We start from the raw sequence: 12031 nt of genomic DNA, 5'->3' as shown, positions 1-12031 counted from the left end.
CTCACATCCGATCAGCGTCGCCGTCGCGGCGCTGCTGCTTGGCAATTCGACGCTGCTCTTCCGCCCGTTCGCGGCACTGACGCAAGAAGGCTTCGTCCGCCGCCGGATCCTGCGCAACGGCACGTCCCGGGCGCTCGTATTCGCCGTAACCGGTTGGGCCGACGTAACCGCGGGGCGCGTTCTGTCCGCGCCCGACCACCAGCCACAGAACCGATCCCAAAGTAGGAAGGAAGATGATGATCAGAATCCAGACGACCTTGGGTAGGTACTGGATGTAGGCGTCATCTCTCGTGATGGCGTCGACGATGCAGAAAATCCACAGCAACATCGTGATGAGGCCGAACAAGGCATAGGGCACGCTGGCGATTCCTCCCGAGAATAAAAAACCCTCGCCATGCTAACGAAAACAGACCAATTAGTACATTAGATTCTGGCGAATGTTGAACTCGAGCCATCCTCGGTACGCATCGACGTCCCATCCACTGACCCGACGCAATTGCTGATGAAGCTGAGGCGAGACGAAAGCGGCAAGTATGCCCGCGGCTTTCTCGAGCGAAATCTCAGGCCTCAACAAGCCATGCTCGGAGAGACCCTCGGCTATCGACATCGCATTGACGGCCGACTGATCCGACGACTCCTCGGATAGTCGACGCATGTCGGCATCCGCACCCGAGGATTCGACCGCGACCATCATCAGAGCGCCGGCACGTTCGAGCAGTCCGATGCCCTGAGCCACGATCTGGGAGACGATCCGGCGAACGTCATCGGGGTCCGAGGCCAGGTTCGGCGCGCCGAGTGGAGCCTCTTCGGCATCGAGCGCCGCAGCGAGGGCCGCTTCGAAGATCTCGAGTTTCCCGCCGGGGAAGGCTGTGAACACCGTCCGATCGGCGACGCCGGCCGAGGCGGCAATCTGCTTGACGGTGGCTTTGACATACCCGTCTCGAACAAACAAGGCCGTCGCCGCATCACGAATGAGTTCACGCGTTCGCTGCGCGGAAGCTTCACGCACGCGGGAGTGGTACTGGCGTCTGCCCTCCATTGCGCACACTTTAGCCGCATTCGATGCAACGACCATGCATGGAAAGAATCGTGCAGCTCAGGAGCCTTTTCCGGGGTGATCTATCCAGCCGTCGCTACCGGGAAACACCAACGCCTCGTGGCCGTTGTCGTACCTGACCAGATACGGAGGACCGCCGTCCTCGCCGTGCACCTCGAGAACCTCGGCAGTTACCTCCGCCTGCCCCACCACGCGCCCCTGGACGTGGAGACGGTCACCCACTTCGGCATGCATCACTCCTCCTCGCTGCCCGCTCGCGCAGGCGCAGACCAACCACTGACGTTGTTCCCGCCATGCCGACTCGGAAACCCTGGGGCGAGTTGCCGTCGTGAGAAATCGCATATTCACCGAAGGTGACAGCGACGGGTGAACAGTGGTTCACTCATGGGTGAATTCCCGTTCACCATCGCCGCGTGAAGGACCGTCTCTTGGCATTGCACTCGTCTCCGACCACTCGCCGTTCGAGTCGGCTCATTACCGCAATTCTCTGTCTTTCCGGCACCGTGGTCGCGCTGCAACAAACGATGGTCATTCCGTTGTTGCCCGATTTCCCGAAGATCCTCGGCGTCAGCGCTGACGACGCCTCCTGGCTCGTCACCGTCACGCTCCTCACGAGTGCCGTCGCCACTCCGATCGTCTCCCGCCTGGCAGACATGTTCGGAAAACGACGCATGATGCTGATCTCGATGACGATGATCGTGGTCGGATCACTGGTCGCGGCGATCGGCGGCAACTTTGTCGCCCTGCTGATCGGACGTGGTCTCCAGGGCTTCGCGATCTCGATGATCCCCGTCGGAATCAGCATCATGCGCGACGAACTGCCCAAGGAGAAGGTGGCGTCGGCAACAGCGTTGATGAGTGCCACTCTCGGAATCGGCAGCGCACTCGGGCTCCCGCTGTCCGGGTTGATCTTCGAGCATCTGGGCTGGCCCGCCATCTTCTGGCTCTCGGCGATCGTGGGCGTCCTGCTGATCATCGCGGTAGCCGTCGTCGTCCCGGAATCGAGTGTTCGTACCCGCGGCAAATTCGACTTCCTGGGCGCGGTCATGCTCTCGACAGCACTCACGGCGATCCTCCTCGCCATCTCCAAGGGCGCCCGTTGGGGATGGACGAGCGAACTGACATTGCTGATGTTCGTCATCGGAATCGTGACTCTCGCATTGTGGTTCCCTTACGAACTCCGCGTCACCCAGCCGATGGTCGATCTACGAACGTCGGCCAAGCGGCCTGTTCTGCTGACCAACGTCGCCTCGATCCTCGTCGGCTTCTCGATGTACGCGAACAACCTCTCCACCACCCAACAACTTCAGATGCCGAAGATCTCCGGCTACGGCTTCGAACTGGGCGTGATGGCGGCCGGACTGTGCATGATTCCGGCAGGCCTCGCGATGGTCTTCTTCGCGCCCGTCTCCGCGAACATCACGAAGCGATTCGGAGCCAAGATCACCCTGATCGTCGGCGGCACGGTGCTCGCGCTCGCCTACATCGCGCGAGTGTTCCTGACCGGTTCGATAGCACTGATCATCATCAGCGCGGCGGTGGTCAGCATCGGAACCGCAATCGCCTACTCCGCGATGCCGATGCTGATCATGCGATCGGTTCCGATTACCGAAACCGCGTCGGCAAACGGCCTCAATTCGCTGCTCCGCTCAGTCGGTACTTCCACGTCCAGCGCGGTGGTTGCCGCCATGCTCACTTCGATGGTCATCCCGTCCGGGCCGGGCGAGGGCCTTCCGTCGATCGACGCCTTCAAGAACATCTTCTGGCTGGCCGCCCTCGCCGCCGTGGCTGCTGCCGCTGCCGCTGCGTTCATTCCTCGCCGCGGCGCAAAACCGGAAGCGGCACTTCGCCCGGTGACCCCGGAAGGGTTCGAGCTTCCCGACGCCGCCGTGTCCGAAACGGAAATTGTGGTTGCCGGTCGTGTGATCCGGGCCGACAGCCGACCGATCCGGCAGGCCGTTGTCACCGTGATGGACATGGAGGGTCGACCGATTGACTGGAGTCGCGCCGACAACGAAGGCAACTTCTCCCTCGCCCTACCCCGGCCCGGCCGGTACCTGGTGGTCACGAGCGCCGACGGTTGGTCCCCTCGGTCACAGGTAATCGACTTCGACAGCGCGCAATCGACGCACACCGTCGAACTCGGCGACCGCCTCACCATCTCCGGCAAGGTCGGAGTCGGCGGCCGAACAACCTCGGGAACTGTCGTCACACTCACGAAACCGACCGGCGAATTCGTCGCATCCACGGTCACCGACGGAACCGGGCACTACGGAATCGCACTTCCCACATCCGGCCGGTACATCCTGACCGCGCTGACCGAGAGCGGACACGGCACATTGGCTCGTCAGATAGCGGTCATCGCGCAGTCCACCGTCGTCGACTTCGACGTACCCGTCGATGCCGAGCCGTTGACGACAGTATGAACGCCAGTACGAGCAACCGAACGCATGGCGATCGGGTATCGAGGCGAGCGACATGAGCAGCGGCGAAGCCAGCATCCTCACAGCAGCGAAAGCCTTGTTCGCGGAACGAGGTTACGCATCGACGACCATCAAGGACATCGCGGTCGCAGCCGGCTACTCCCCTGCCCTGGTCATGAAGATCTACGGCAGCAAAGCTCGGCTGTACTCGGCTGCGATCCCGTCCGCACCTCCGATGGACGAGGATCCGAATGCCGACGCCACCGGAGACATCGGCTGTCAACTGGTCGAGAAACTTGTCGCTCGTAGAGAATCCGATGAAACCGATCCGTGGGCAATGCTCGCAGTACACGTTCACGAGGCGCCAGATCCGGCCGCCGCTCGGGCCGAGATCAAGCAACGATACGTTCACGGGATCGCGCGCCGCATCGGCGACACGGAGCCCGGTTTGGTACGCAGCCAGATCGTCGTCTCACTGCTGCTCGGACTGGCCACCGGCATGCGGACGCTCGAACTCCTCGGTGAGGATTCACTGTCGTCGGAGGATCTGATCCGGCGCTACGGAAGGCTGATTCAAATAGCCGTCGACGAAATCGAACCGGTATCCGAGCACGAATCGTTCATCAGTGACACGGTGGAGGAATGACTACTTACCGATACCTCGACGCCGACCGGAATCTCCTCGAAGAGAAAGATTTCGAAACCGAGCAGGACGCACAGGAATACCGACTCTCCGTCCTCGGTGCCGAACACATCGAGCCCGCGGGCGAATGATCCTGTCGAGTCCCCGATCGGTCAGGAAGACTTCGCGGCAGTGGTGAGTTCAGCGATCAAGGCTTGAACGCGCCGCTCGATTTCGTCACGGATCGGGCGAACTGCTTCAAGGCCCTGTCCGGCCGGGTCGTCGAGAACCCAGTCTCGGTAACTCTTGCCGGGGAAGATCGGGCACGTGTCGCCGCAGCCCATGGTGATGACGACATCCGAATCCTGGACGGCGTCGACAGTGAGGATCTTCGGAGACTGCGCTGAGATGTCGATACCGCGCTCTGCCATCGCCTCGACCGCTGCCGAATTGACGGTCTCGGCGGGTGCGGATCCGGCGGAACGGACCTCGATGGCGTCGCCCGCGAGATGGCTCAGTAACCCCGCAGCCATCTGAGATCGACCGGCATTGTGGACGCAGACGAACAACACCGATGGTTTGCTCATGACCTCGCTCTTTCTCGACTGGATGAAACCTCTTCGACTGCAAAGCGTTTGCGTAGTGCAAGGGAGACATAGACCAGCCCGACGAGCACCGGTACCTCGATCAGCGGGCCGACGACACCGGCAAGAGCTTGCCCCGAGGTGGCGCCGTAGGTGGCGATGGCTACCGCGATCGCGAGTTCGAAGTTGTTGCCCGCGGCGGTGAACGCCAGGGTCGTGGTGCGTTCATAGCCCAATCCGATTGCGGCGCCGAGGATGTAGCCTCCGCCCCACATGAGCGCGAAGTACGCGAGCAGGGGCAGCGCGATCCGGACGACATCCCAAGGCTGGGAGGTGATCTGTTCGCCCTGCATCGAGAAGAGCACGACGATGGTGAACAGCAGACCGTAGAGCGCCCAGGGGCTGATCTTGGGGATGAACTTGTTGTCGTACCAGTCGCGGCCTTTGGCGCGTTCGCCGAAGAAGCGGGACAGAAAACCTGCCAGCAGCGGGATACCGAGGAAGATCAGAACGGATTTGGCGATCTGCCAGGGCGAGGTGTCGATGGTGGTCTGTTCGAGGCCGAGCCACCCGGGCAGGACCGAGAGGTAGAACCAACCGAGCACGGCGAACATGATCACCTGGAACACCGAATTGATGGCGACCAGCACCGCGGCGGCTTCGCGGTCTCCGCAGGCCAGGTCGTTCCAGATGATCACCATCGCGATGCAGCGAGCGAGACCGACGATGATCAAACCGGTTCGGTATTCCGGCAGGTCAGGCAGAAACAGCCAGGCGAGGGCGAACATCAGCGCCGGGCCGAGAACCCAGTTCAGGAACAGGGAGCCGGCGAGGAGTTTCTTGTCCCCGGTGACTGTGTCGAGGCGGTCGTAGCGGACCTTCGCCAGGACCGGGTACATCATGATCAGCAGACCGAGGGCGATCGGTAGCGAGATGCCGTCGATCTGCACCTTGTCCAGGGCAGTGTTCACACCGGGGATCCAGCGTCCAACCAGCAGGCCGACGACCATGGCCACGCCGATCCAGACCGCCAGATAGCGGTCGAGGGTGGAGAGTTTTCCGACGACTTCGGGGTGTTCGGTGGTGGCAGCGGTGTTGCTCATGCGGTGACCTCAGCGCAAGCGTCTGCGGCACTCACGCTCGCACCTTCTACCAGCAGAACGGCGGAAAGCTGTTGCAGCGCAGCCGGAATAACCCAGTAGTACACCCAGGTCCCGCGTCGTTCACAATCGAGCAGCCCGGCCTGGCGCAACACCTTCAGGTGATGCGAGATAGTCGGCTGAGACAAGTCGAACGAGTCGGAGATGTCGCAGACGCAGGCTTCACCACCCTCGTGACTTGCCACCAAGCTGAGCAAGCGGAGACGAACCGGATCGCCGAGGGCCTTGAACATCCGAGACAAGTCTCCGGCCCAATCCTCAGTCAACGGTTCACGAACGAGCGGGGTGCAGCAAGCCTCGGAGTCCGGCAGCTCTTGATTCGACATTCTTCGATATTGACAGATATCGAATCAACGCGCAATCGGGCATCCGGTCAGCCGGATCCCGGACTCATCCCTCGGCGATCGCCGTTCGACGCTCGAGCAGAACAGTGTCGCGCCACACGCCGTCGAGTTCGGCGATCTTCTCGCGAAGGCCGACCGTTCGAAACCCGGCCGAATGATGGAGCGAGATGGAGGCACGGTTCTCCGGGAACATCGACGTCTGCAGAGTCCAGAGTCCGTCGGCGTCGGCGGCCATGACTTGCTTGCGCAACAACGCCTTTCCGACGCCACGACCACGCATGCCGTCCGCAACGTACACGGAGTTCTCGGCAACCCCGCGGTAGCAGTCACGCTCGGAAACCGGACTCAACGCAGCCCATCCGACAACAACACCCCCGATAGTCGCCACCCATCGATGCTGCGGCAGCCACCGTTCGTGGAGATGCTCACGCGAGGGGACCTCAGCGGCAAAGGTGGCATTTCGGGTGTCGATACCCTCGCCGTAAATACGGCGAACCGCATCCCAGTCGTCGTCGATCATGGCCCGGACAGAGACATCGTCGGGCAGATCACTCGGGCAGCACGGACGCGGAGCAAGGACTCCCATCACCACATCCGCCGCCTGCGGCAAGGCAACGCAACACGTCGGACTCATCGCGACGACCGTGCTCGTCCCTTCCTTACGCATGGTCACAAAACCCACATCGGCGAGCTTGCGCAGGTGGTGCGACACCGTCGGTTGCCCGATCCCCAACGCCTCGGCGAGCGCTCCGACGGTAATACCACCGACCGCGCTCGCTACCCGGTGAAGCAATCGGACGCGCATCGGCTCGGCAAGGCAGGCGAACCACTGCGCGTAGGTATCGGCATCGCCCTGCGCGAGGACGGAAGAACGGATCTGATCCGGGTCCGAATCGCCGACTCGCACCGTCGGAGTCTGCAGCGAAGTCATCTCTCCACTATATCGACAGCTGTCGATGGTTGCCTACATTGATGATCGTCGATACAGTTCTCCGTAGATCGATAATCGTCGATGAAAGGCACGAAAATGAACCCCCTACCCGTTGTCGTGATCGGGGCCGGCCCGATCGGCCTGGCAGCCGCAGCAGAACTGCGCGAGCGCGGACTCACACCCCTTGTATTCGAGCGCGGAACCACAGCCGGTGCTGCGATCTCCGAGTGGAATCACGTTCGACTGTTCTCCCGGTGGTCCGAACTCGTCTCCCCCGCCGCGCGGCGACTCCTCGACCAGAATGGATGGAGCTCACCCGACGGGCAGACCTATCCGACCGGCCGGCAATGGCGCGAGCTCTACCTCGAACCACTCGCCTCGGCCCTCGCCGACCTGGTCCAGTTCGACACCGAGGTGATCGGCGTCGCTCGACGCGGACGTGACCTGGTCGTCGACGCCGGACGCGACAGCGAACCCCTCTCGATTCACCTGCGGCGCCGGGACGGAACCGAGGATCGGATGTTCGCCCAGGCCATTGTGGATGCGTCCGGCACCTGGGGCACCCCGAACCCGCTCGGTGGTGAAGGTCTTCCTGCACTCGGCGAAGGCGCTGTGGGTACTGCGATCCGGTACCGGGTTCCTGATCTCGACGATCCGGCAGTGCGGGCACAGTTCGCCGGAACGCACACCGTCATCGCAGGTAGTGGCCACTCCGCGCTGACGGCGATCGTTGCGCTGTCAGGGTTGGCAGAGCAGGCTCCGAGCACCCGCATCACCTGGGCGGTCCGCCGAGGAAACATCGGCTCTGCATTCGGAGGCGGCGACGCTGACGAACTGCCCGCGCGCGGCGCCCTGGGATTGCGCGCAAAGAAGGCCGTCGAGGATGGCCTGTTGAGCGTCGTCAGCGGCTTCCGCACCACAGAGGTGACAACTACCCCTTCGGGACAACTCATACTTGCCTCCGATGCGGGTGATCGCATCGAGAACGTGGACAACGTCATAACGCTGACCGGCTTCCGCCCCGATCTGTCCTGGCTCTCGGAAATTCGACTCGGCCTCGACCCGGTCTTACAAGCACCGGTCGAGCTTGCTCCGCTGATCGACCCGAACGTCCACTCGTGCGGCACCGTTTACCCGCATGGCGCGAAGGAGCTTCGCCATCCGGAGCCGGGGGTGTACTTGGCAGGAATGAAAAGCTACGGCCGAGCACCCACCTTCCTGGCGATGACCGGCTACGAGCAGGTTCGCAGCATCGCAGCCGAGCTCGCCGGCGATCACGAGGCAGCGGCCCGTGTCGAGTTGATCCTTCCGGAGACCGGAGTCTGCGGCGGCGCAGGCATTTTCGACGAACCTGACACAGCAGAAACCGACACAGGGAAAGCCGAGGGCGGATGCTGCAGCGCCCCCGCTCCGAAACTGATCACGCTGTCTGCACCGTCCGGCAACACCTGCGGATAGAAACAGTCCTTGACGACGGAACCAGCCCGCCGGGCTGCCACATCCGGCCGAACAAGGCATGCTGATCGTGTGCATACATTCGAGGTCTGGGCGCCAACACCGGAATCGGTCCGGGTCGAAGTCGACGGCATCACGCACGAGATGGACCGGACCGACGACGGGTGGTGGCGCGCCGAGGTCGACTGCGACAACCGCGCTCGCTACGGCTTTGTCGTCGACGGTGAAACACTCCCGGATCCGCGTTCACCACGCCAGCCCGAAGGCGTGCATCTCCGCTCCCAACTGCACCAACTCGACGAGGCGTCCTGGACCGACTCTCAGTGGACCGGACGACAACTCCCAGGATCATCGGTCTACGAACTGCACATCGGAACGTTCACCCCCGAAGGAACATTCGACGCCGCGATCGAACGTCTCGATCACCTGGTAGACCTCGGCGTCGGCTTCGTGGAAATCATGCCGGTCAACGGCTTCAACGGAACTCACAACTGGGGCTACGACGGTGTGCTCTGGTACACGGTCCACGAGATCTACGGTGGCCCGGACGGATTGCAACGCTTGGTGAATGCGGCCCACGAACGCGGACTCGGCCTGATTCTTGACGTGGTCTACAACCACCTGGGCCCGTCGGGCAACTACCTCGAAAAGTTCGGCCCCTACATTGCCGATGGAGCGAACACCTGGGGCCGAACGATCAACATCGGAGGCCCGCAGTCGGGCGAGGTTCGCGAGTACATCATCGGCAATGCCCTGCGATGGATGCGCGATTTCCACATCGACGGTCTACGCCTCGACGCCGTCCACGCGTTGGTCGATCACACCGGAACGCACATCCTCGAGGAACTCGCCGTCCGAACGGAAACACTGTCGGCCCATCTGGGTCGACCGCTCACGTTGATCGCCGAAAGCGATCTCAACGACGCCACTCTGATCACGCCACGAGCGGCCGGCGGGTTCGGCTTGGACGCGCAGTGGGACGACGACATCCACCACACCATTCACACGGCCGTGTCCGGCGAACGCCAGGGTTATTACGCCGACTTCGGATCCTTGGAATCCCTTGCAAATACATTGCGGCGCGGTTTCTTCCACGCCGGAACGTATTCCTCGTTCCGTGGACGGGTTCACGGCCGGCCGATCGACATCACGCATCAGCCCGCCAGCGCCCTGCTCGCATACACGTGCACCCACGATCAGATCGGCAACCGCGCGATCGGGGACCGCCCGAGCGCCTATCTGACGCCAGGACAATTGGCGATCAAGGCGGCGCTGGTCCTGCTCTCGCCGTACACGCCGATGCTGTTCATGGGCGAGGAATGGGGAGCGACCACTCCGTTCCAGTTCTTCACCTCGCATCCGGAACCGGAACTCGGCGAGGCCACTGCCAAAGGCCGCAAAGCGGAGTTCGCGGCGCACGGCTGGAACAGTGACGACATTCCGGATCCGCAAGACCCACAGACATTTCTGCGATCGAAACTGGACTGGGACGAGCGAGACGACGAGACACGCGCTCGCGTCCTGGCCTGCTATCGCGATCTACTTGCCCTGCGCAGGAAGCGAATCGAGATCACCGACCCTTGGCTGGGGCACCTGCACGTCGACTACGACGAGGACGACCAGTGGATCACCCTGCGCCGCGGCGCATTACAGATCGTGTGCAATCTGGGAACGGACGCGGCCTCGGTCCCGGCCGGCGGAACCCCCATCCTCTGGTGGGATCCGCCGACACAGGACGAGACCGCGTCCGCAACAGTGGTGCCGGGGCACTCGTTCGTCGTACTCGAAAGCTGACTAACTCTCGAAATTCCGGTATTAACGCTTCGCGTTCTCTGGTGTACTCCGCAGCATCCTCAACACCAATGCGGCACTGACGAACAGAACCAAAGCTGTTGCACCGGCAGCAACGTGCATACCGTCGACAAACGCCGACTTCGCGGAATCGGCAAGCACCGAACCGAGTTCACCAGGTAGGTACGTTGCTTCCTGCAGGGCACCGCCGAGTGTGCCCTGTGCAGCATGCGCCTGATCTGCTTCGAGCATCGAGGTGTCGATTCCCTTGCGGAAGATCGCCATCACCACGCTGCCCAGAATCGCCACGCCGAGCGCGATGCCGAGTTCGTACGCGGTCTCCGACACAGCGGACGCAGCGCCGGCGCGTTCGGGTTCCACCGAGCTGACCACGAGATCCGATGTCAACGTCAACGCGACACCGACACCAGCACCGGCCAGACCGAAGCCGAGCACGAACATCAACGGGCCGCTGCCGACGCCGAGCGCGAGCAGCATCGCAGCACCGATACCGGCAACCGCGAGGCCCGCGCTGAGCACGTGAGACACCGACCACCGGCGAATCAACCAGGCCGCCGCAACCGCGGTGAATGCGCTGAGCAACATACCCGGGAGCATCAGCAGCCCGGCGTCGAGCGCCGAGTTACCGAGCACCAACTGCAGGTACTGCGAGCCGAAGAACAGGACACCTGCCAGCGCGAAGATCGAGAGCAGGTTGGTGATGACGGCGGTGGAGAACGACGCGTTGGCAAACAGCTTCAGATCCAACATCGGATCCTTCAGCATCCGCTGACGACGCACGAACACGTAACCCGCCGCGAGACCAACGAGGCCGATCACCAGCAACGTGATGCTGACGCCGTGCACCACGGATTCCTTGACCGCGTACACCAGCGGCAACATGGTCGCCATCGACAGACCAGCGCTGATGAGGTCGAATCGACCCGGATTGGGGTCCTTCGACTCCGGGATCAGGATCGGGCCGAGTACAACCAGCGCGATCATGACCGGAATGTTGATCAAGAAGACCGAACCCCACCAGAAGTGCTCGAGCAACCAACCACCGACCAAAGGGCCTGCCGCGGTACCGCCACCGGCCATCGCGCCCCAGACACCGATCGCCTCGGTGCGCTGACGCGGGTTGACGAAGATCGTGCGGATCAGACCGAGGGTGGCCGGCATCAGCGTTGCACCGGAAATACCCTGCAGCACGCGGGCGGCAATGAGCATCTCGGGACTGACAGCGAGAGCGGCGATGATCGAGGCGAGACCGAAGCCGACTGCGCCGATCAGGAGCAGTTTTCGCCTACCGATCCGGTCGCCGAGCGTACCCATGGTGATGAGCAGACCGGCGAGCACGAACGAATAGACGTCGATGATCCACAGCAACTGCGTGCTGCTCGGTTCGAGGTCGGCGCTGATGAACGGAAGCGCAAGATCGAGCACCGTGCCGTCGACTGCGATGAGCAACACAGCAAAGGCAAGGACTATCAAGCCCGCCCAGTCACGCTTTGTCGCCCGAACCTCGTCGGGATTGATTGCAGACGTCTGATCTGCCGACACTGACATTGCTCCCCTGCGACTTTCTCTGAGTTCTTTCGAAAAGACTTCACTGCACCGTCCAGCCGGTACAGTAGGTCTACGGTAACAGTGAACCGTCCGAG

13 protein-coding genes are annotated in these 12031 nt (G+C 62.6%); 5 read left to right on the top strand and 8 right to left on the bottom strand.

Annotated features, from left to right (window positions below; genetic code table 11):
* Window position 1: 1 nt before the first annotated feature.
* The 3 genes from P3G66_RS14440 to P3G66_RS14430 are packed head-to-tail and all read right to left on the bottom strand — an operon-like array spanning window position 2 to window position 1291.
* Window positions 2-358, bottom strand: a complete 357-nt coding sequence (locus P3G66_RS14440; RefSeq protein WP_003941757.1) for a PLD nuclease N-terminal domain-containing protein — start codon at window positions 356-358, stop codon at window positions 2-4.
* 57 nt (window positions 359-415) lie between these two features.
* A complete protein-coding gene (locus P3G66_RS14435) occupies window positions 416-1039 on the bottom strand; it encodes a TetR/AcrR family transcriptional regulator (RefSeq protein ID WP_276116744.1) in 624 nt (207 codons plus the stop codon).
* Window positions 1040-1096: 57 nt separating this feature from the next.
* A complete protein-coding gene (locus P3G66_RS14430) occupies window positions 1097-1291 on the bottom strand; it encodes a DUF1918 domain-containing protein (RefSeq protein WP_003941743.1) in 195 nt (64 codons plus the stop codon).
* 179 nt (window positions 1292-1470) lie between these two features.
* Between P3G66_RS14430 and P3G66_RS14425 the strand changes: the two genes are divergently transcribed.
* The 3 genes from P3G66_RS14425 to P3G66_RS14415 are packed head-to-tail and all read left to right on the top strand — an operon-like array spanning window position 1471 to window position 4254.
* On the top strand, window positions 1471-3483 hold the full coding sequence (locus P3G66_RS14425) for an MFS transporter (protein WP_058039467.1): 2013 nt from the start codon (window positions 1471-1473) through the stop codon (window positions 3481-3483).
* 52 nt (window positions 3484-3535) lie between these two features.
* Window positions 3536-4126 (top strand): TetR/AcrR family transcriptional regulator, encoded by a 591-nt coding sequence (locus P3G66_RS14420; RefSeq protein ID WP_003941800.1) that lies wholly within the window; start codon window positions 3536-3538, stop codon window positions 4124-4126.
* Complete coding sequence (locus P3G66_RS14415) at window positions 4123-4254, top strand: hypothetical protein (protein ID WP_007733137.1); 132 nt, start codon at window positions 4123-4125, stop codon at window positions 4252-4254. The genes P3G66_RS14420 and P3G66_RS14415 overlap by 4 nt, the downstream gene beginning before the upstream one ends.
* Before the next feature lie 21 nt (window positions 4255-4275).
* Here P3G66_RS14415 and P3G66_RS14410 read toward each other — a convergent pair whose 3' ends face one another.
* From P3G66_RS14410 to P3G66_RS14395, 4 genes are all read right to left on the bottom strand, one after another.
* Window positions 4276-4689 carry an arsenate reductase ArsC gene (locus P3G66_RS14410; protein WP_058039466.1) on the bottom strand — a complete coding sequence of 138 codons (414 nt, stop codon included), beginning with the start codon at window positions 4687-4689 and terminating at the stop codon, window positions 4276-4278.
* The gene (gene arsB / locus P3G66_RS14405; protein ID WP_003941673.1) at window positions 4686-5789 is read right to left on the bottom strand and encodes an ACR3 family arsenite efflux transporter; all 1104 of its coding nucleotides are present in this window, start codon (window positions 5787-5789) and stop codon (window positions 4686-4688) included. Before arsB ends, P3G66_RS14410 begins: the two co-directional genes overlap by 4 nt.
* Entirely contained in the window at window positions 5786-6172 is a 387-nt protein-coding gene (locus P3G66_RS14400) for a metalloregulator ArsR/SmtB family transcription factor (RefSeq protein ID WP_003941739.1), read from the bottom strand. The genes arsB and P3G66_RS14400 overlap by 4 nt, the downstream gene beginning before the upstream one ends.
* Window positions 6173-6236: 64 nt before the next feature.
* Window positions 6237-7121 carry a metalloregulator ArsR/SmtB family transcription factor gene (locus P3G66_RS14395; RefSeq protein WP_058039465.1) on the bottom strand — a complete coding sequence of 295 codons (885 nt, stop codon included), beginning with the start codon at window positions 7119-7121 and terminating at the stop codon, window positions 6237-6239.
* 96 nt (window positions 7122-7217) lie between these two features.
* Between P3G66_RS14395 and P3G66_RS14390 the strand changes: the two genes are divergently transcribed.
* Together P3G66_RS14390 and treZ are read left to right on the top strand one after the other, a co-directional pair.
* Window positions 7218-8579, top strand: a complete 1362-nt coding sequence (locus tag P3G66_RS14390) for an NAD(P)-binding domain-containing protein (protein WP_058039464.1) — start codon at window positions 7218-7220, stop codon at window positions 8577-8579.
* Between the two features lie 69 nt (window positions 8580-8648).
* Complete coding sequence (treZ, locus tag P3G66_RS14385; RefSeq protein ID WP_058039463.1) at window positions 8649-10370, top strand: malto-oligosyltrehalose trehalohydrolase; 1722 nt, start codon at window positions 8649-8651, stop codon at window positions 10368-10370.
* A gap of 21 nt (window positions 10371-10391) precedes the next feature.
* On the opposite strand, the gene P3G66_RS14380 is transcribed toward treZ, so the two are convergent.
* Window positions 10392-11936, bottom strand: coding sequence for an MFS transporter (locus tag P3G66_RS14380; protein ID WP_276116743.1), 1545 nt, complete (start codon window positions 11934-11936; stop codon window positions 10392-10394).
* Window positions 11937-12031: the final 95 nt, after the last annotated feature.

This window comes from Rhodococcus sp. C3V (genome assembly GCF_029269915.1).
In the GTDB taxonomy this organism is placed as follows: domain Bacteria; phylum Actinomycetota; class Actinomycetes; order Mycobacteriales; family Mycobacteriaceae; genus Rhodococcus_F; species Rhodococcus_F qingshengii.
Note: the sequence above shows the minus strand (reverse complement) of the source record. Positions and strands in the feature narration are given on the sequence as shown.